19 protein-coding genes are annotated in these 20,648 nt (G+C 57.6%); 3 read left to right on the forward strand and 16 right to left on the reverse strand.

Translation table 11 applies throughout. The annotated features are described in order from the left end of the window. Positions 1–2: 2 nt before the first annotated feature. The 5 genes from tpiA to rlmE form a co-directional block, all read right to left on the reverse strand. Entirely contained in the window at positions 3–758 is a 756-nt protein-coding gene (tpiA, locus tag AC07V4_RS21445; RefSeq protein WP_492638140.1) for a triose-phosphate isomerase, read from the reverse strand. A 66-nt stretch (positions 759–824) separates the two neighbouring features. Next, positions 825–2,162, reverse strand: a complete 1,338-nt coding sequence (gene glmM, locus AC07V4_RS21450) for a phosphoglucosamine mutase (protein WP_431753333.1) — start codon at positions 2,160–2,162, stop codon at positions 825–827. A gap of 16 nt (positions 2,163–2,178) precedes the next feature. Further along, on the reverse strand, positions 2,179–3,030 hold the full coding sequence (gene folP / locus AC07V4_RS21455) for a dihydropteroate synthase (RefSeq protein ID WP_492638141.1): 852 nt from the start codon (positions 3,028–3,030) through the stop codon (positions 2,179–2,181). 8 nt (positions 3,031–3,038) lie between these two features. Continuing rightward, the gene (gene ftsH / locus AC07V4_RS21460) at positions 3,039–4,949 is read right to left on the reverse strand and encodes an ATP-dependent zinc metalloprotease FtsH (protein ID WP_492638142.1); all 1,911 of its coding nucleotides are present in this window, start codon (positions 4,947–4,949) and stop codon (positions 3,039–3,041) included. 200 nt (positions 4,950–5,149) lie between these two features. Continuing rightward, positions 5,150–5,800 carry a 23S rRNA (uridine(2552)-2'-O)-methyltransferase RlmE gene (gene rlmE / locus AC07V4_RS21465; protein WP_010206606.1) on the reverse strand — a complete coding sequence of 217 codons (651 nt, stop codon included), beginning with the start codon at positions 5,798–5,800 and terminating at the stop codon, positions 5,150–5,152. Positions 5,801–5,905: 105 nt separating this feature from the next. Between rlmE and AC07V4_RS21470 the strand changes: the two genes are divergently transcribed. Beyond that, entirely contained in the window at positions 5,906–6,214 is a 309-nt protein-coding gene (locus AC07V4_RS21470) for a YhbY family RNA-binding protein (protein WP_010206607.1), read from the forward strand. 6 nt (positions 6,215–6,220) lie between these two features. Here AC07V4_RS21470 and AC07V4_RS21475 read toward each other — a convergent pair whose 3' ends face one another. From AC07V4_RS21475 to grpE, 8 genes are all read right to left on the reverse strand, one after another. Continuing rightward, positions 6,221–6,625 carry an MFS transporter gene (locus AC07V4_RS21475; protein WP_492638143.1) on the reverse strand — a complete coding sequence of 135 codons (405 nt, stop codon included), beginning with the start codon at positions 6,623–6,625 and terminating at the stop codon, positions 6,221–6,223. Positions 6,626–6,653: 28 nt separating this feature from the next. Further along, positions 6,654–7,130, reverse strand: coding sequence for a transcription elongation factor GreA (gene greA / locus AC07V4_RS21480; protein WP_017139258.1), 477 nt, complete (start codon positions 7,128–7,130; stop codon positions 6,654–6,656). Further along, the gene (gene carB / locus AC07V4_RS21485; protein WP_492638144.1) at positions 7,127–10,348 is read right to left on the reverse strand and encodes a carbamoyl-phosphate synthase large subunit; all 3,222 of its coding nucleotides are present in this window, start codon (positions 10,346–10,348) and stop codon (positions 7,127–7,129) included. The genes greA and carB overlap by 4 nt, the downstream gene beginning before the upstream one ends. 105 nt (positions 10,349–10,453) lie before the next feature. Then, positions 10,454–11,590, reverse strand: coding sequence for a glutamine-hydrolyzing carbamoyl-phosphate synthase small subunit (gene carA, locus AC07V4_RS21490; RefSeq protein ID WP_071493565.1), 1,137 nt, complete (start codon positions 11,588–11,590; stop codon positions 10,454–10,456). A 259-nt stretch (positions 11,591–11,849) separates the two neighbouring features. After that, a complete protein-coding gene (dapB, locus tag AC07V4_RS21495; RefSeq protein ID WP_492638145.1) occupies positions 11,850–12,656 on the reverse strand; it encodes a 4-hydroxy-tetrahydrodipicolinate reductase in 807 nt (268 codons plus the stop codon). A gap of 10 nt (positions 12,657–12,666) precedes the next feature. Next, positions 12,667–13,791, reverse strand: a complete 1,125-nt coding sequence (dnaJ, locus tag AC07V4_RS21500; protein ID WP_431753483.1) for a molecular chaperone DnaJ — start codon at positions 13,789–13,791, stop codon at positions 12,667–12,669. A 318-nt stretch (positions 13,792–14,109) separates the two neighbouring features. Continuing rightward, positions 14,110–16,026, reverse strand: a complete 1,917-nt coding sequence (gene dnaK / locus AC07V4_RS21505) for a molecular chaperone DnaK (RefSeq protein ID WP_492638146.1) — start codon at positions 16,024–16,026, stop codon at positions 14,110–14,112. Positions 16,027–16,128: 102 nt separating this feature from the next. Next, the gene (gene grpE / locus AC07V4_RS21510) at positions 16,129–16,689 is read right to left on the reverse strand and encodes a nucleotide exchange factor GrpE (protein ID WP_492638147.1); all 561 of its coding nucleotides are present in this window, start codon (positions 16,687–16,689) and stop codon (positions 16,129–16,131) included. A 254-nt stretch (positions 16,690–16,943) separates the two neighbouring features. Here grpE and recN point away from each other — a divergent pair, with 254 nt between their 5' ends. Then, positions 16,944–18,617 (forward strand): DNA repair protein RecN, encoded by a 1,674-nt coding sequence (gene recN, locus AC07V4_RS21515; RefSeq protein ID WP_492638148.1) that lies wholly within the window; start codon positions 16,944–16,946, stop codon positions 18,615–18,617. 86 nt (positions 18,618–18,703) lie between these two features. Here recN and fur read toward each other — a convergent pair whose 3' ends face one another. After that, positions 18,704–19,108 carry a ferric iron uptake transcriptional regulator gene (fur, locus tag AC07V4_RS21520; RefSeq protein WP_003194220.1) on the reverse strand — a complete coding sequence of 135 codons (405 nt, stop codon included), beginning with the start codon at positions 19,106–19,108 and terminating at the stop codon, positions 18,704–18,706. A 98-nt stretch (positions 19,109–19,206) separates the two neighbouring features. On the opposite strand from fur, the gene AC07V4_RS21525 reads away from it, so the two are divergent. Further along, a complete protein-coding gene (locus AC07V4_RS21525; protein WP_431749498.1) occupies positions 19,207–19,734 on the forward strand; it encodes an outer membrane protein assembly factor BamE in 528 nt (175 codons plus the stop codon). Between the two features lie 63 nt (positions 19,735–19,797). Here the strand turns inward: AC07V4_RS21525 and AC07V4_RS21530 are convergent, their stop codons facing one another. Further along, the gene (locus AC07V4_RS21530; protein WP_492638149.1) at positions 19,798–20,100 is read right to left on the reverse strand and encodes an RnfH family protein; all 303 of its coding nucleotides are present in this window, start codon (positions 20,098–20,100) and stop codon (positions 19,798–19,800) included. Continuing rightward, complete coding sequence (locus AC07V4_RS21535) at positions 20,093–20,527, reverse strand: type II toxin-antitoxin system RatA family toxin (protein ID WP_016973780.1); 435 nt, start codon at positions 20,525–20,527, stop codon at positions 20,093–20,095. Before AC07V4_RS21535 ends, AC07V4_RS21530 begins: the two co-directional genes overlap by 8 nt. Positions 20,528–20,648 lie beyond the last annotated feature (121 nt).

A 20,648-nucleotide genomic window follows, 5' to 3' on the forward strand; every position in this document is an offset into this window, starting at 1 on the left:
TTTCAGTTTCCCGCGGCGCGACAGATCGCACCGAACTCATCTGCATTCAGGGAAGCCCCACCAATGAGCCCCCCATCGATATCCGGCATGCCGAACAGTTCGACCGCATTGGCCGCCTTCACGCTGCCGCCGTATAGAAGTCGCACACCTTGTGCGACTTCAGAATTCTCTGCCGCCAACTGCGCGCGAATGGCTGCATGCACATCCTGCGCCTGTTGCGGTGTAGCAGTCAGCCCGGTACCAATGGCCCAGACCGGCTCGTAAGCGATTACTGCCCTTGCAAACGCACCAACACCCAGCTCTTCTATGATGCTGCCCAGCTGACGCGAGACAACTTCAATGGTTTTGCCCGACTCACGCTGCTCAAGGGTCTCCCCTATGCACAGCACTGGAATCAAGCCACAAGCCTGTGCTGCCGCGAACTTGCGATTGAGTGTCCCATCACGCTCGCCCATCATCTGACGACGCTCGGAGTGCCCAACGAGCACATAGGAACAACCCGCATCAACCAGCTGACTCGGCGAAATCTCACCGGTCAACGCACCCTGCATCGGCTCGACTGCGGAGTTCTGTGCGCCAACCTGGATCGACTTACCTTTCAAGCCATCAACCACTTGGTTGATATGCAGGCAAGGCGGGAAAACCGCGACATCAACACCGCTTGGCAAGGCCAAGTGACGAAGGCCATTGATCAGCTCAGCGACACTGGCGCGGGTACCGTGCATCTTCCAGTTACCAGCTACCATAGTGCGACGCATGCTGTACCCCGTCGGTCAAAGTGGGCGCAGATGTTACCCAACCACACCCTCACTGGCAAGCCGAATTCAGGCGCAAATTTCAGTTACCAGTTTTGCCAGGTCTTCGGCATGGCCGCGAACCTGCACTTCGTCTTCGCCTTCGACCATGACACGCACCAAAGGCTCTGTGCCGGACTTACGCAGCAACACCCGCCCACGCCCCGCCATTGCCAGCGTCACGCGCTCGCAGGCCTCTTTGACAGCAGGGTGCTCGATTGGGTTGTCGCCACCAGCAAAGCGCACATTGAGCAGAACCTGAGGACACTTGCGCAGGGCCTGACGCGCCTGAGCCAGGCTCTCATCACGACGGCGCAGGGACAGGAGAACCTGCAAAGCCGCGATAATCGCATCTCCCGTCGTCGTGTGCTGGAAGCAGACCACATGCCCGGAGTTCTCGCCACCTACCTGCCAATTGCGCTCCAACAGCTCAGCGATGACATAACGGTCGCCCACATTGGCACGTACAAACGGAATCCCCAGCTCAGCCAAGGCCAATTCAAGGCCCAGGTTGCTCATCAGCGTGCCGACAACACCACCTTGCAGCTTATTACGCTCATGCAGGTCGCGAGCGATGATGAACAACAGGTCATCGCCATCGACCACTGCACCGGTGTGATCCACCATTAGAACTCGGTCGCCATCACCATCAAAAGCGATCCCAAGATCAGCATGCTCCGCGAGGACCGCGGCCTGCAGCTGCCCCATATGGGTGGAGCCACAATTTTCATTGATGTTCAAACCGTTGGGCTGGGCCGACAGCACTGTCACATCAGCTCCCAGTTCCTTGAAGACGCTAGGTGCTACCTTGTAGGTGGCACCATGAGCACAGTCCACAACGATCTTGAGCCCGGCGAAATTGGTACTGGTAGGCACACTGCTTTTGCAAAATTCGATATAACGGCCAGAAGCGTCATTGATACGCGACACTTTACCCAGCTTGCCGGACTCGACCACCGTCATTGGCGCATCCAGCAGTTCTTCAATCATCAACTCGATCTCGTCAGGCAGCTTGGTGCCCTGCCCCGAGAAAAACTTGATGCCATTGTCATCATGAGGATTGTGCGAAGCACTGATCACAATACCGGCTTCAGCGTGGAAGGTACGCGTCAGGTAAGCGATCGCCGGCGTCGGCATAGGGCCCAGCAGCATTACATCAGCACCTGCGGCGGACAAACCGGCCTCCAGCGCAGACTCAAACATGTAACCCGAAATCCGGGTGTCCTTACCCACCAGGATGCGGCACGCGCCCATGCTGCGGAACGCCATACCTGCCGCCCAGCCCAGCTTGAGCATGAAATCAGGAGTAATCGGAAATTCGCCGACCCGACCACGGATACCGTCGGTGCCAAAGTATTTTTTAGTCATAAGTGCTCCATCATTCTTATTCGGCTGATTCTACAGCGGCAATCATACGCACCACATCCACGGTCTCGGCGACATCGTGCACACGCAAGATACGCGCGCCTTTGCTTACTGCAAGTGCCGCCAGCGCAAGACCTCCGTACAGCCGCTCACCTACCGGACGATTCAGGGCCAGCCCTATCATGCTCTTGCGCGAAACGCCGACCAGAAGAGGCCGACCAAGGGCATGCAGGGACTCCATATGCTTGAACAGGCTTAGGTTGTGTTGCAGGGTCTTGGCGAAGCCGAAGCCGGGGTCGAGGATGATCTTTTCCGCAGCAATCCCCGCGACAGCGCATTGAGCAACCCGCTCGGCGAGAAAACCACTCACTTCGCCAACAAGATCGTCATAGCGAGGACTGTCCTGCATATTGCCGGGCTCCCCCAGCATATGCATCAAGCACACCGGCAAACCGGTAGCGGCAGCGGCATCAAGCGCACCGTCACGCTGAAGGGAACGCACATCGTTGATCAACCCCGCCCCTAAGCGCGCAGTTTCGCGCATCACGGCCGGCGTTGAGGTATCAACCGAGATGATCACATCCAGCTCGCGTGCAATGCGCTCGACTATCGGCGCCACCCGCTCCAACTCCTCCAAGGGAGAAACCACGCGGGCGCCAGGCCGAGTCGATTCACCACCGACATCAATCAAGGTCGCGCCAGCCGCCACCATCGCCTCGGCATGACGCAATGCTGCATCAAGCTGGCTGAAACGACCGCCATCGGAAAAGGAATCGGGGGTTACATTGAGAATGCCCATGACATGCGTATGGGCCAAATCAAGAACCCGATTGCCGCAAGGCAACCGGGTGGAGGACAACACAGAAGTCATTTCAAACCTTAGTGGTCAGCTGCCGGGCCACCGATCGGGGTTTCAGGACGCTCGCTCTGAACCACTGGCGGGGTGCCAGAAGTGCCCGAACCGCCCTCCCAATCACGAGGCTCACGAGGTGCGCGACCCGCCATGATGTCGTCGATCTGATCGGCATCAATGGTCTCGTACTTCATCAACGCATCAGCCATGGCATCCAGCTTGTCACGGTTGTCAGTCAGGATCTGCTTGGCCGTGCCATAGCACTGGTCAATGATGCTGCGCACTTCGGAGTCGATCAGCTTGGCTGTCTCACCGGAGAAGCTGGCGCTCTGACCGCCACCACCACGACCCAAGAAGACTTCGCCTTCTTCCTCGGCGTACATCAATGGGCCCAGTTTTTCCGACAAGCCCCACTTGGTCACCATGTTCCGCGCAATCTGGCTGGCACGCATGATGTCGTTGGAAGCACCGGTAGTCACGCCGTCGAAGCCCAAGGTCATCTCTTCAGCAATCCGACCGCCGTACAGAGAGCAGATCTGGCTGATCAGTGCGCGCTTGGAGAGACTGTAACGGTCCTCTTCGGGCAGGAACATGGTGACACCCAGCGCCCGACCACGAGGAATGATCGACACCTTGTAGACCGGGTCGTGCTCAGGCACAACGCGACCAACAATAGCGTGACCGGCTTCGTGATAAGCGGTGTTCTGCTTCTCTTTCTCGGACATGACCATGGATTTGCGCTCGGCACCCATCATGATCTTGTCTTTCGCCAGTTCGAATTCTTTCATTTCGACGATGCGCTTGCCGGTACGGGCAGCGAACAGCGAGGCCTCGTTGACCAGGTTGGCCAGGTCGGCACCGGAAAAGCCTGGAGTACCACGGGCAATCACGGCCGGAGCCACGTCGTCACCCATCGGCACTTTGCGCATGTGCACTTTCAGAATCTGCTCGCGGCCACGGATATCCGGCAAGCCAACCACTACCTGACGGTCGAAACGACCCGGACGCAGCAACGCTGGGTCCAATACGTCCGGACGGTTGGTGGCGGCAATCACGATGATGCCGTCATTCATTTCAAAGCCGTCCATCTCAACCAGCAACTGGTTAAGGGTCTGCTCACGCTCATCATGACCGCCGCCCATGCCGGCACCACGATGGCGACCAACGGCGTCGATTTCATCGATAAAGATGATGCATGGCGCGTGTTTCTTGGCCTGCTCGAACATATCGCGAACACGGCTGGCACCCACACCGACAAACATCTCGACGAAATCAGAACCGGAAATGGTGAAGAATGGAACCTTGGCTTCGCCGGCAATCGCCTTGGCCAGCAAGGTTTTACCCGTACCCGGAGGGCCTACCATCAGGACGCCGCGAGGAATGCGGCCACCCAGGCGCTGGAACTTGCCCGGATCTCGCAGAAACTCGACCAGCTCGCCCACTTCTTCCTTGGCTTCGTCACAACCGGCAACGTCAGCCAGGGTGGTTTTCACCTGATCTTCGGAGAGCAGGCGCGCCTTGCTCTTGCCAAAGCTCATCGGCCCGCCCTTGCCTCCCGCACCACCTTGCATCTGGCGCATGAAGAACATGAACACGGCGATGATCACCAGGATCGGGAAGCTGGCGACCAGCAATTGGGTCCAGATGCTCTGCTGCTCAGGCTGCTTGCCTTCGACAACGACGTGGTTATCCACCAGGTCGCCGATCAGACCGTTATCCTGGATGGCCGGACGAATGGTCTTGAAGCTGTCGCCATCGTTGCGTTTACCGGTAATCACGTAGCCATCAACCGCTACGCGCTCGACCTTGCCATCCTTAACTTGCTGGATGAAGTCGGAATAGTTGAGGGTCTGCGGCTCGTTAGGGCTGGAGAAGTTGTTCATCACCGTCACCAGGACAGCCGCGATGATCAACCACAGGATCAGATTCTTTGCCATATCGTTCAATTAACTACCCTCTGAAGCAAGCTCCGCTACTGGCGCGCGCTTCGCATGATATTCACCGGCCTAACTTACTACATTACCTACAACTCTGGCAGGCGCCGTCTGTAACCCTTTGTGAAACTTTGACTACACAATATTCGTAAAGCTTCGTGACGAAAGCGATATAAAAAAACCTATCGACTCGGTCAAAACCTTCAAAGACGCTCATCACTGGCGGCGCCTTCGATGCCACGGAACCCCCGCGCCAACAGATACTGTTCACGCGAACGGTCTCGAGAAGAGTCCGGCTTACGCATCTGCACCTTATCGAACAGCTTGCGGATGTTCTTGTGGTACTCGTCGAAACCTTCACCCTGGAAGACCTTGACCAGGAAGTCACCACCCGGACGCAATACCCGACCCGCCAGATCCAGTGCCAACTCGCACAGGAACATGGCTCGCGGCATATCAACAGCCGGTAATCCACTCATATTGGGGGCCATGTCGGAAATCACAAGGTCTACCTGCGAATTTCCTACGGCCTCCAGGATCTCGGCCAATACGGCGTCCTGGGTAAAATCGCCATGGACGAAGGTCACGTCCGGAATGCTGTCCATCTCAAGAATGTCAGACGCGATCAGCCGACCTTGCCCACCAATCAGACGACTGGCCACCTGGGACCACCCACCCGGGGCGGCGCCGAGGTCGATCACGCTCATGCCAGGACGAAACAATTTGTCCTTGTCCTGGAGTTCCAGCAGTTTGTAGCTGGCCCGGGAACGGTAGCCGTCCTTCTGTGCCTTTTTGACGTAAGGATCGTTGAAATGCTCTTGCAGCCACTTAAGGCTAGTTTTGGAACGGGCCACGGGCCACCTCGAAAATAAAACGGGTCGTGATTAACTGGGCGGTCCCGGACTCCCTCGGGTAAACTGGCCGCCGCTTTTTACAAGATCAGACGCAGGGGTCAGATTATGCCGCTCACTCAAGAGCAGAAGAAACAGTACAAATCCATTGGCCACCATCTGAAACCAGTTCTGATTGTGGCAGACAACGGTTTGACTGAAGGTGTGTTAGCCGAATTCGAACGCGCACTGAACGATCACGAACTGATCAAAATCAAGGTCAACATCCTTGATCGCGAAGCACGCCTGGCTGCCATTGCAGAACTGTGCAAGGTTGGCAAAGCGGACCTGGTTCAGGTCATCGGCAAGATGGCGCTGCTGTATCGCAAGAACTTCAGCGTCAACAAGCAACTGTCGAACGTACACCGTTTCAAGTAACAAGGGTCACGGGCGTGCTTCGCGCGCCCCGCCACTCCATCCAGGCGCCGGTTGCATAACCAGCACCAGGCCGGAAAACCCTAGCACAAGATAGCTAAATAGCTGCCAGCGCAACGCTTCCGGCAGCCACACATGCACCACGCAAAACATTGCGCATGCATACAGCGCCATCAACAGCAGTTGGCCGCGAATATCCTGCCACAAACTCCCCAAGCCTTCGGCCTTGATCAGCACCAGCACCTGGAGCGTTACGCACGCCGCCGCAAAACCCACCAGCAGCGCACTCAGTAATCCATCGATCTCATCGATCAGCAACGGCGCCAGGCCAATCAGACCCAGCACCGGCAACACGCCAATATGAAACAACCACAGGCCACCCACCCACAGCATCTGGGCAAGCTGCCAAAGCATGGCGCCCGCACGAAGCGGGCGCCACCTTTCAGACGTGACGAACTTCAACAATCTCGTACTCGGTCACGCCGCCAGGCGTTTTGACGGTCACCACATCACCCTCTTCCTTGGCAATCAAGGCGCGGGCCAGCGGCGAACCGACGGAGATCTTGCCGAGCTTAAAGTCAGCTTCGTCTTCGCCCACGATGTGGTAGACCACGCTTTCATCAGTCTCGACGTTGGCGATTTCCACGGTAGTGCCGAAAATCACCTTGCCGGTCTTCGGAATAGTCGTCACATCGATGACCACCGAGTTCTGCAGGCGGCCTTCGATATCACGAATACGCGCCTCGACCATACCCTGCTGCTCGCGAGCAGCGTGGTATTCGGCGTTTTCCTTCAAGTCACCCAGCTCGCGGGCCGTACCGATGTCCTGGCTCAGCTTCGGACGGACGACCTTGGTCAGATGGGCGTGCTCCTCTTCCAGGGCCTTGAAGCCCTGGACGGTCATTGGGTATTTGGTCATGCCTTCAATCCTGCGTGTAGATCCTGCAAGCGACGCACGGTCTTTTCCGGACCGAACTTGAGCGCTTCGCAGATGGCTTCGCCAGCAGCAATGGTGGTGGTGCAGTAGATCTTATGCTGCAAGGCGTTACGGCGAATAGAGTACGAGTCCGCGATCGACTGGCGACCTTCGGTGGTGTTGATGATCAGAGTGACTTCGTCATTCTTGATCATGTCGACCACGTGCGGACGGCCTTCCGTCACCTTGTTCACGCGACGCACTTTCAGGCCGGCAGCTTCGATCAGCTTGGCGGTCCCGGCAGTGGCCACGACTTCGAAGCCCAAGTTGATCAGATCACGGGCCACGCCCGCAACCAGTGGCTTGTCGTCATCACGCACGCTGATAAACGCAGTACCGCCTGTCGGCAGCACTTCGCTGGCACCCATTTGAGCCTTGGCGAATGCCTCACCGAAGGTATCGCCCACACCCATCACTTCACCGGTGGACTTCATCTCTGGGCCCAGGATCGGGTCCACGCCAGGGAATTTGGCGAATGGGAATACCGCCTCTTTCACGCTGTAGAAGTTCGGAATGATTTCCTTGGTGAAACCGATTTCCTTCAGGGTCTTACCTGCCATCACACGAGCAGCGATCATGGCCAGGGACACACCGATGCACTTGGATACAAACGGCACGGTACGCGAAGCACGCGGGTTGACTTCAATCACGTAGATGTCTTCGCCTTGCAGCGCCAACTGTACGTTCATCAAGCCGACGACGCCCAACTCCAGGGCCATTCTCTTGACCTGCTCACGCATCTCATCCTGGATGTGCACCGGCAACGAGTACGGCGGCAGCGAGCAAGCGGAGTCACCAGAGTGAACGCCAGCCTGTTCGATGTGCTGCATGATCGCGCCGATCACCACGTCGGTACCGTCGCAAACAGCATCCACGTCCATTTCGATGGCGCAGTTGAGGAAGTGGTCCAGCAGCACCGGGCTGTCGTTGGACACCTTTACCGCGTCACGCAGGTAACGCTTGAGTTCTTCTTCTTCGTAGACGATTTCCATCGCACGACCGCCCAGCACATAGGACGGACGCACCACCAGCGGGTAGCCGATCTTGCTGGCGGCACGGATGGCTTCGTCTTCGCTGCGCACGGTGGCGTTTGGCGGCTGACGCAGGTTCAGGCGCTCAACCATCTGCTGGAAGCGCTCACGGTCTTCGGCACGGTCGATAGCATCAGGGCTGGTGCCGATGATCGGCACGCCGGCTGCTTCGAGGGCGCGGGCGAGTTTCAGCGGGGTCTGGCCGCCGTACTGGACGATCACACCTTTTGGCTTCTCGACGCGCACGATTTCCAGCACGTCTTCCAGGGTCACTGGCTCGAAGTACAGGCGATCGGAGGTGTCGTAGTCAGTGGAAACAGTTTCCGGGTTGCAGTTGACCATGATGGTCTCGTACCCGTCTTCGCGCAGGGCGAGAGCGGCGTGTACGCAGCAGTAGTCGAACTCGATACCTTGGCCGATACGGTTTGGACCGCCGCCCAGGATCATGATCTTGTCGCGACCCGACGGCGCGGCTTCGCACTCTTCCTCATAGGTGGAGTACAGGTAAGCGGTGTCGGTGGAGAACTCGGCGGCGCAAGTATCAACGCGCTTGTAGACCGGGAAGATCTCCAGCTTGTGGCGATGGGTGCGCAGGTTCTTCTCGGTCACACCCAGCAACTTGGCCAGGCGCTGGTCGGAGAAGCCTTTACGCTTGAGGCGGAACATCATGTCGCGGTCGATGCTGGCCAGACCCAGGGTCTTGACCTTCTCTTCTTCCTTGATCAGATCTTCGATCTGTACCAGGAACCACGGATCGATCATGTTCATGCCGAAGATATCTTCGACGGTCATACCGGCACGGAATGCGTCAGCCACGTACCAGATACGCTCGGCGCCCGGCACGGTCAGCTCGCGCTTGAGCACACTCATGCTTTCCGGATTGCTCAGGTCGAGTTTCTCGTCCAGGCCGCAAACGCCTACTTCCAGGCCGCGCAGGGCTTTCTGCAGGGATTCCTGGAAGGTACGGCCGATGGCCATGACTTCACCCACCGACTTCATCTGGGTAGTCAGGCGCGCGTCAGCCTTGGCGAACTTCTCGAAGGCAAAACGTGGCAGCTTGGTGACGACGTAGTCGATGGACGGTTCGAAGGACGCCGGAGTCTTGCCGCCGGTGATGTCGTTCGACAGCTCATCCAGGGTGTAACCCACAGCCAGCTTGGCCGCGACCTTGGCAATCGGGAAGCCGGTGGCTTTCGAAGCCAGGGCCGACGAACGGGATACACGTGGGTTCATTTCGATCACGACCATGCGGCCGGTGTTCGGGCAGATGCCGAACTGAACGTTGGAACCGCCGGTTTCCACACCAATCTCACGCAGTACCGCCAGGGAGGCGTTACGCAGGATCTGGTATTCCTTGTCGGTCAGGGTCTGTGCTGGAGCCACGGTGATCGAGTCACCGGTGTGCACGCCCATCGGGTCGAAGTTTTCGATAGAGCAGACGATGATGCAGTTGTCCTTCTTATCGCGGACAACCTCCATCTCATATTCTTTCCAGCCGATCAGGGATTCGTCGATCAGCAGCTCTTTGGTCGGCGACAGGTCCAGACCACGGGCGCAGATTTCTTCGAACTCTTCACGGTTGTAAGCGATACCACCACCGGTGCCACCCATGGTAAAGGACGGACGGATGATGCACGGGAAGCCCAGGGTTTCAAGGACCGCGTTGGCTTCTTCCATGCTGTGGGCGATACCGGAACGCGGGCACGCCAGGCCGATGGACTTCATCGCCTTGTCGAAACGCGAACGGTCTTCAGCTTTGTCGATGGTGTCGGCATTGGCACCGATCATCTCTACGCCGAACTTTTCCAGGACGCCTTCGCGCTCCAGGTCCAAGGCGCAGTTCAGAGCAGTCTGGCCGCCCATGGTTGGCAGCAGCGCATCTGGACGCTCTTTCTCGATGATCTTGGCAACGGTCTGCCACTTGATCGGCTCGATGTAGGTAGCGTCGGCCATGGCCGGGTCGGTCATGATGGTGGCCGGGTTGGAGTTCACCAGGATGACGCGGTAACCCTCCTCGCGCAGGGCTTTACACGCCTGGGCGCCGGAGTAGTCGAATTCGCAGGCCTGGCCGATCACGATCGGGCCAGCGCCGAGAATCAGGATGCTTTTTATGTCTGTACGTTTTGGCATGGGTTTGTCACTCAAATCCGCAGGTCAGTCGGCAAGCCGCCTTGAACAATCTTTGATGAGCCTGCAGGGGCCGCCGAGGTTCGGGGCCGCCCGCAGACTGCTCAGTCAGCGTCGCTTGGCCATCTCATTGATGAAACGGTCGAACAGCGGCGCTACGTCGTTCGGGCCCGGGCTGGCTTCAGGGTGGCCCTGGAAGCTGAACGCGCTCTTGTCGGTGCGCTCGATACCTTGCAGGGAACCGTCGAACAGCGACTTGTGAATGGCGCGCACGTTGCTCGGCAAGGTGGCTTCATCCACCGCAAAACCGTGGTTCTGACTGGTGATCATCACAACGCCAGTGTCCAGGTCTTGTACCGGGTGGTTGGCACCGTGGTGGCCGTGGCCCATTTTCAGGGTCTTGGCGCCGGAGGCCAGGGCCAGCAGTTGGTGACCGAGGCAGATACCGAATACCGGAATCTCGGTTTCCAGCACCTCCTTGATCGCCTGGATGGCATAGTCGCATGGCTCAGGGTCACCCGGGCCGTTGGACAGGAACACGCCATCCGGTTGCAGGGCGAGCACGTCGCTGGCCGGAGTTTGCGCCGGCACCACGGTCACGCGGCAACCGCGCTCGACCAACATGCGCAGGATGTTGTACTTGACGCCGTAGTCGTAGGCCACAACGTGGTAGGGCAACTCAGCAGCGTCGATGGTCGCGTGGCTGTCGGTCTTCAAGTCCCAGACAGTGGAGCGCCACTCGTACTTCTCTTTGACGCTGACAACTTTCGCCAGGTCCATGCCTTTCAGGCCTGGGAAACCTTGCGCTGCGGCAATCGCTGCTTCTTCGGAGATATTGTCACCGACCATGATGCAGCCATTCTGCGAGCCTTTCTCACGCAGGATGCGCGTGAGGCGACGGGTATCGATACCGGCGATCGCCACAACATTGTTGGCTTTCAGGTAATCGGACAGCGACATCGTGTTACGCCAGTTGCTCGCGACCAGTGGTAGGTCACGAATCACCAGACCGGCCGACCAGACACGATCAGACTCGACGTCTTCCGGTGTAGTACCGGTGTTGCCGATGTGCGGATAGGTCAGGGTAACGATCTGTTGGGCGTAGGAAGGATCGGTAAGGATTTCCTGATAGCCGGTCATGGCAGTGTTAAACACTACCTCTCCAACGGTCTGACCGTCGGCTCCAATGGCTTCGCCGCGAAAAATGCTGCCATCAGCAAGGGCGAGTATGGCTGGCTTAGTCAAGAAGACCTCCCGTAAATAAAGCCTGAAAGGGCGATCGCAGGTTGTAAAAAAGCGGAGTGACGTATGGACACGTCACCCCGCTTCTTCACTGAATTATTCTGCGCGCTTTTAGTGGACACACTAAAGCTGTAGCTTACAGAAAAAGGCTTTTTGGGTCCACCGCTAATGAGCCTTAAAGGCAGGGGAATGCGACAGGACGTCGCTTAGCGGGTAAAAACGGGGCCTTAGCATAAGCTTGAGACCCTGTTTTAGCTACTGATTAGTGCAGATCCAGCACGTCACGCATGTCATACAGGCCCGGCTCGCGACCTTCCAACCAGAGCGCAGCACGCACCGCCCCCTTGGCAAAGGTCATGCGACTGGATGCCTTATGCGTGATTTCCAGGCGCTCGCCCTCAGTGGCGAACAACACAGTGTGATCACCCACTACATCACCGCCGCGCACGGTCGCAAAGCCAATGGTGTCACGCGCACGCGCACCGGTATGGCCTTCGCGGCCGTACACCGCGACTTTCGACAGATCGCGCCCCAGCGCATCGGCAATCGCTTCACCCATGCACAGCGCAGTGCCCGACGGCGCGTCGATCTTGTGGCGGTGATGAGTCTCGATGATCTCGATATCCGCCTCATCCCCCAGCACGCGAGCTGCCAGATCCAGCAGCTTGAGCGACAGGTTCACACCGACGCTGAAATTGGCGGCGAAGACGACAGGAATATCCTTGCCCGCCTCCACCAGCAACTGCTTCTGCTCGGCCGTCAAACCGGTAGTGCCGATCACCATGGCCTTGCCCGCCTTGCGGCAGAAAGCCAGGTTTTTCAGCATTACGTCCGGCAGGGTGAAATCGATCAGCACATCAAACTCGTCGGACACCTGCTCCAGGCTGCCAGACAACGAAACACCGATACGCCCCAACGAAGCCAACTCACCGGCATCTGCACCGATCAATGTGCTGCCTGGTCGCACGATCGCCGCCGTCAGCCCGGAAGCAGGTGAGCGTTGCTGCACCGCCTCGACCAGCGTCTTGCCCATGCGCCCGGCAGCGCCCATTACGGCTATACGTCGCATATTCAATTCCTTACAGGTCGCCGAAGAAGCGCTTCACACCATCGAAAAAGCCCGTGCTTTGCGGCGAGTGCGAGCTATCACCATCCAGCGAGCTGCGGAACTCCTCAAGCAGTTCGCGCTGACGACGATTCAGGTTGACCGGTGTTTCCACCGCTACACGGCACATCAAGTCGCCAGCACCGCCACCGCGTACCGGCGCAACGCCCTTGCCACGAATGCGGAACTGCTTGCCGGTCTGAGTCCCCTCAGGGATCTTCAATTTGACTCGACCATCAAGGGTCGGAATCTCCAGCTCGCCACCCAAGGCCGCATCAACAAAGCTGATCGGCACCTCACAGAACAGATGCTTGCCATCGCGCTGGAAGATCGAGTGCTCACGCACATTGATCACTACGTACAAGTCGCCCGTAGGGCCGCCCTGCGTACCCGCCTCGCCTTCGCCCGACAAGCGAATGCGGTCACCGGTATCCACGCCCGCCGGCACTTTCACCGAGAGGGTCTTGTACTCTTCGACGCGACCTTCGCCGTGGCAGGAGTCGCACGGATCGGAAATGATCTTGCCCTGACCATGGCAGCGCGGGCACGTCTGCTGCACAGAGAAGAAACCTTGCTGCATACGGACCTGACCGATACCACCACAGGTCGGGCAAGTAATCGGCGAAGAGCCCTTCTTGGCACCGGAACCATCGCACGGCTTGCAGTTGACTAGCGTCGGCACGCGGATATTGACGCTGGTGCCGCGCACGGCCTCTTCCAGGTTCAGTTCCAGCGTGTAACGCAGATCGCTGCCGCGCTGGGCGCCACCACGCTGACCACCACGGCCGCCGCCGAAGAAGTCACTGAATACATCGCCGAAGATATCGGAGAAGTTCTGACCACCAAACCCGGCACCACCGCCACCCATGCTCGGATCAACACCAGCATGGCCGTACTGATCGTAGGCCGCACGCTTATTAGGGTCAGACAGACATTCGTAGGCCTCGTTGGCCTCTTTGAACATTTCTTCGGATTCTTTGCTATCCGGATTACGGTCCGGGTGGTGCTTCATCGCCAAGCGACGGTAGGCCTTCTTCAGGTCCGCCTCGCTGGAGCCGCGCTCCACACCCAACACTTCGTAATAGTCACGCTTTGCCATAAGTCTTTGCACTCTTATAGGACGTTCAGCCAGACCCTCCTGAGCCTTGCCAAACTCGTTGAGCCCCAATACAGGCCCGGACCCAACTCACGTCAATTCAACGATCCTGGTCATTACTACTTTTTAGCCAGGGACCCGGCCAAAAGTGCGGTATTTACTGCTCGGAAAGCAGGAGCATTCCCGATCACACCGCCAGCATCCGACCTTGTCGCATGCTGTAAAAATTCGCATACCCCAGACACGCCAACGCGGGAGCAAGCTCCCGCGCGGCGACATCCTACCAGTCACCGCTTGATAGCGGTCAACTGGGCGACCAACTTACTTCTGGTCTTTGACTTCTTCGAACTCGGCATCGACAACATCATCGTGCTTGGCTTCAGGCTCTGCGTGCTGTGCAGCGCCATCGGCCGGCTGGCCTTGCTCGGCGTACATTTTCTGAGCAACTGGTGCGGAGACTTTCGACAGCTCCTCAACCTTCGCTTCAATGGCAGCCTTGTCGTCGCCTTTGATGGCAGCTTCCAGGGCAACCAAAGCGGCTTCGATCGCGGCTTTCTCTTCAGCGGTCACTTTGTCACCGGCATCAGCGATCATCTTGCGCGTCGAGTGAACCAGTGCATCGCCCTGGTTACGGGCAGCGGCCAGCTCTTCAAACTTCTTGTCAGCCTCGGCGTTGGTTTCCGCATCACGAATCATCTGTTGAATTTCTTCATCAGACAGACCGGAGTTGGCCTTGATGGTGATCTTCTGCTCTTTGCCAGTCGCCTTGTCTTTCGCGCCGACGTGCAGGATGCCGTTGGCGTCGATGTCGAAGGTCACTTCGATTTGTGGCACGCCACGTGGAGCTGGTGGAATCTCAGCCAGGTCGAACTTGCCCAGGGACTTGTTCTGAGCCGCTTGCTTACGCTCACCTTGCAGCACGTGAATGGTCACAGCGCCTTGGTTGTCGTCGGCAGTCGAGAACACTTGCGATTTCTTGGTAGGAATCGTGGTGTTTTTCTCGATCAGCGCAGTCATCACGCCACCCATGGTTTCGATACCCAGGGTCAACGGGCTGACGTCCAGCAGCAGCACGTCTTTCACGTCGCCGGCCAATACCGCGCCTTGGATAGCAGCACCCATGGCAACCGCTTCGTCCGGGTTCACGTCTTTACGGGCTTCTTTACCGAAGAACTCGGTCACCAGCTTTTGAACCAGTGGCATACGGGTCTGACCGCCCACCAGGATCACGTCGTTGATAGCACCCACGTCGATACCGGAGTCTTTCAGCGCAATGCGGCAAGGCTCGATGGTGCGCTGAACCAGGTCTTCAACCAGAGCTTCCAGCTTGGCGCGCGAGATCTTCACGTTCAAGTGCTTAGGACCGGTAGCGTCTGCAGTGATGTACGGCAGGTTCACGTCGGTCGACTGAGCGGAAGACAGCTCGATCTTGGCTTTTTCAGCAGCTTCTTTCAGGCGCTGCATCGCCAGCGGGTCACCTTTAAGGTTCATGCCGCTTTCTTTCTTGAATTCGTCAACGAGGTAGTCGATCAGACGAATATCGAAGTCCTCACCACCCAGGAAGGTGTCACCGTTGGTGGCCAACACTTCGAACTGGTGCTCGCCGTCAACTTCAGCGATTTCGATCACGGAGACGTCAAAAGTACCGCCACCCAGGTCATAAACGATCACAGTGTGGTCGCCCTTGGCCTTGTCCATACCGTAGGCCAGAGCGGCTGCGGTTGGTTCGTTGATGATACGTTTTACGTCCAGGCCAGCGATACGGCCGGCGTCTTTGGTCGCCTGGCGCTGGCTGTCGTTGAAGTAGGCCGGAACGGTGATCACCGCTTCAGTCACTGCTTCACCGAGGTAGTCTTCGGCAGTCTTCTTCATCTTTTTCAAGATTTCAGCCGAGATTTGCGGCGGCGACATTTTGTTGCCGTTTACTTCAACCCAGGCGTCACCGTTGTCAGCCTTGGCGATTTTGTAAGGCACCATCTTGATGTCTTTCTGTACGACTTCTTCGTCGAACTTACGACCGATCAGACGCTTTACCGCATACAGCGTGTTATGCGGGTTGGTCACAGCCTGGCGCTTGGCCGACTGACCAACAAGGATTTCACCGTCGTTGGCGTAAGCAATGATCGACGGCGTGGTACGCGCGCCTTCGGCGTTCTCGATAACTTTAGCAACGCCGTTTTCCAGCACGGAGACGCAGGAGTTGGTGGTCCCCAGGTCGATACCGATAATTTTGCCCATGATTTACTCTCCCGAAACTTGAATTTGGATGCCGCAGCAGTGGTGGCTAACTGCGGTAGCACTTAAACGCTTGACTTATAGATGGGGTCGTTACGACTGATTTCAAGCCTGCTCATCAATAGAAGGTGCAACTGGTGCAGGAGCCTTGCTCACCACCACCATTGCCGGGCGCAGCAAGCGACCGTTGAGCAGATAACCCTTCTGGAACACTTTCAACACACTGTTAGGCTCAAGGTCATGGCTTTCCTGCATGGCCATAGCCTGGTGATGCTCAGCGTTGAACGGCTCGCCGCCTTGCGGATCGACAGCTTCCAACTGATAACGCTTCAGGGTGTCCTGGAACATTTTCAGGGTCAGCTCAATCCCTTCGCGCATCGGACGGATGTTTTCGTCGTCCGGGCTGGACAACTCAAGACCACGTTCCAGGCTGTCGATGATCGGCAACAAGTCATTGGCAAATTTTTCCAATGCGAACTTGTGAGCCTTTTCTACATCCTGCTCGGCACGGCGGCGGACGTTCTGCAGATCGGCGGCAACACGCAAAGACTGGTCCTGCGCAGCAGCCAATTGCTCTTCGAGCACTTGCACACGGGTTGCCAGCTCATCGCCGACGGCCGAATTGGCGTCTGGAGTTTGCGTATCCTGCGTCTGTTCGTCAGCCATAGATTTCTCCTTTCAAAATCATGCGCGAACTCAACTCGCGCTTCTGTTCCGGTATATGGGGCCACAATTTCCTGGTTCAAGGGCGCAGGCGTTACCAAAAGTCTTTCACACGCTTCAGATCATTTCCGACCCTCTCATTCCGCATTGCGCTAAAAAAATTCAACAGCCAAGCAAATCGAGCTAACCGACAGGATTGTCAGCCCTGAATAAAACACTGTATAAATAACCAGACATAAAGCCTGGGAGCTGCCGTCATGCTGGTGCACCTGTCCGTACATAACTACGCCATTGTTGAACACCTTGATCTCGAGCTGGATCGTGGAATGAGCGTAATCACAGGCGAAACCGGCGCCGGCAAATCGATCATGCTCGACGCCCTGGGCCTGACCCTGGGTGATCGCGCCGACAGTGGCGTGGTTCGCCCCGGCGCGGACAAGGCCGACATCCTGGCCACCTTTGACTTGGCAGACATTCCCGAAGCCGAGGCCTGGCTGGCCGAACGAGACCTCGACAATGATGGCCCGTGCATCTTGCGCCGAGTCATCACCGCAGAAGGACGCTCTCGCGGCTATATCAATGGCACGCCCTGCCCCCTCGGTGATTTGAAAGCCCTGGGCGAACTCCTGATCGACATCCACAGCCAGCATGAACACCAATCCCTGTTAAAGACCGACACTCACCGTCGCTTGCTAGATGAGTACGCCGGCGCTACCGACCTGGCCCGCCAGGTGCAGCTTGCGGCCCAGCGCTGGCGCCAGACTCGACAGGAGCTGGAGCGGCTGTCCAACTCCGGCGACGAACAACGTGCGCGCCACCAGCTACTCAGCTATCAACTTGAAGAACTGGAAAGCCTGGGCCTGGGCGAAACCGAGCTGGAACAGCTGGAACAGGAACATAAGAACCTCACCAATGCCGAAACCCTGTTGGGTATTTGCCGCCAGGTGGTGGAGCAATGCAGCGAGAGCGATTCCGGCAATGTGCTTAATGCCCTGACGGCCAGCCTCAATCGACTGTCCAGCGTAAACAGCGCATCCGGTGCATTGAGCGAAGCCACCACCCTGTTGACCAGCGCACAGATTCAGGTTGAGGAAGCGGTGGGCGAACTGAATCGCTTCCTGGATCACTTCGATGCCGACCCTGCGCGCCTCCAGGAAATAGAGGAACGCCTGGACACCATTTATACCTTGGCACGCAAGCACCGAATCCAACCCACTGAAGTGGCGACGATGCAGCAGAAATTGCTGGATGAAATCGAAACCCTGAACGCGAATGACGAATCCATCGAACGGCTGGGCGAAGAACTCGCTTCGTTTGCTCGTCATTACCAGGAGAAAGCGCGCGAACTGAGCGACCTGCGCCATCAAGCTGCCACTGGACTGGCGGGCGCGGTGGAACAGGAAATCCAACGCCTGGGCATGCCAGGGGGCCGCTTCACCATTGAGTTGCGCACCAACACCAGCAATGAACTGCAACCCCATGGCTTAGAACAGGTGGAGCTACTGGTCAGCGCCAACCCCGGGCAACCCCTCAAGGCGCTGGCCAAAGTGGCATCTGGCGGCGAGCTGTCGCGGATCAGCCTGGCCATACAGGTGATAACCGCCCAGACCTCACGCGTACCTACCCTGGTGTTCGACGAAGTGGACGTTGGGATCGGCGGCCCGACTGCGGAGATTGTTGGCCAGCTGTTGCGACGACTGGGTGATCGTGGCCAGGTCCTTACGGTCACGCACTTGCCACAGGTGGCTGCCCAAGGGCACCAACATTTATTTGTGCATAAGGTACGCGGCAGCGACGCGACCCACACGGCAGTGTCCAAACTGAACAAATCGGAACGCGTAGAAGAAGTGGCGCGAATGCTTGGCGGCATAGATCTCACAAAGGAGTCGCTGGCTCACGCGAAGAAAATGGTTGTGGCAGCCAAGGCTTAGGCTGGCATTTTCTTCTTTATAGAAAGCACGAAGGCGACCCTAGGGTCGCCTTCAATCGTTTCGCAAAGCAGATCTGCGTCGATTTTTTACTTTTTCTTACGGATGTACAGCACCAGATTGTGGTCGACCAAATCGAAGCCATGCTCCTCAGCAATCTTGTGCTGCAGCGCTTCGATTTCCGGGCTGGTGAACTCGATAACCTCATTGGTATCCAGGTCAACCATGTGATCGTGATGACCACCGTCAGCCAATTCGAACACTGCATGACCGCCGTCGAAATTATGACGAACCACCAGCCCTGCGGCTTCAAACTGGGTCAGTACACGGTAAACCGTGGCCAGGCCGACGTCCTCATTAGACTCCATCAGCGCCTTGTAAACATCTTCGGCACTCATGTGACGCTGCTCAGCAGAATCGAGCATTTGTAGAATCTTGACTCGTGGCAGAGTCACTTTGAGACCGGCTTTGCGTAGTTCGCTATTTTCAACCATGGTTAGCTTTCTCGCGGATGCTGCTTCGCAGCTTCTCTTAATACGGGTATGATCGGCGTTTACGTTGTCCCAGCCAAGATAGTGGAAGTCGCCCACCGATGCAAAACACCAAGCTCTTGCTAACCAGTTTCACCTTTGTGGGACTGCTCGCACTCGCCGGTTGTTCATTCCCCGGGGTTTACAAAATCGACATCCAGCAGGGCAATGTCGTCACGCAGGACATGATAGACCAGTTACGCCCGGGAATGACCCGACGGCAAGTACGGTTTATTATGGGCAATCCCCTGCTGACCGACACTTTCCATGCCGATCGCTGGGATTATCTCTACAGCATCCAACCAGGTGGCGGTGAACGCCAGCAGGAGCGCGTCAGTGTCATTTTCAATGGCAATGATCAGCTTGTCAGCCTGTCGGGTGACTTCATGCCCGGCGTGAGCCGCGATGACGCCCTGCTCGGCAAGGACAATGGCACGAACGTGACCGCGCCTGCGCAGGAAGCCGAGAAGCCGAAGCCCGAAGCGCCGGCCAAGCCAGGCTCCTTGCTGGATCAGATCCAGAAGGACGTCGACGGCGTGAAGACCGTCCCCGTCCCGACACCAGAACCTCTGGACGCCAGCCCGCAGTAACTTTGCGGCGCTCAACAAAAAGCCCGGCATGCCGGGCTTTTTGTTGTGTGTCATTAGGTGAACCTATGAACCTTGTTGCCTAGCCATTGCAGCCTTGGCGGCACGCAGCCGGCGCACCTCTTTAGGGTCTGCCAGCAACGGCCGGTAAATCTCGATGCGGTCACCCGCGTTCACGGCACGCCCATCCGGGTTTTCAACCACCTTGCCGAAAATCCCCAAAGGACATTCAGCCAAGTCCACCCCGGGAAACTGCACCGCAATCCCCGATGCTTGCACCGCAGCCCTCAAGCTCGTGCCCGCCGGCACCGCAACCGCCAACAAAACCTGGCGATCCACGGCGGCATACACCACTTCAATCTCAACCATGCAGTTGTTTGGCTCGCTGACAGAATGCGTCCACCAACGTATTGGCAGCCTGATTGAATAGAGGGCCCAACGTCGCCCGCACAATCGGACCGGCGTAATCGAAGGACAAGTCCAGGCTGATCTTGCAGGCTTTGTCGGTCAGCGCCTTGAACACCCACACCCCATGCAATTGAGTGAACGGGCCTTCCTGCAGATTCATTTCGATGGACTTTCCCGGCACCAACACATTGCGCGTAACGAAGTGCTGACTAAGCCCTCCCTTCGCCACCCCAACACTGGCAACCATGTGCTCATCACTGCTCTCCAGAACCTCGGCAGCGGAGCACCACGGCAGGAACTCCGGGTAACGCGCCACGTCGTTGACCAGGTCATAGAGCGCCTGAGCCGGATAGGGCAACAGGGCCGAACGTTGAATATGCGTCGTCATGTGAGCGTTATTTCCACTGCTGAGGCAAACATCGCGAAAAAACAGCCTGAATCGCGAGAGAAAAAAATCAAAGAACTGTCCACATTGTCCGGGATTCGCACTACACGCTCAAGCACGCTGG

The organism is Pseudomonas sp. GW821-FHT03A09 (assembly GCF_059421065.1).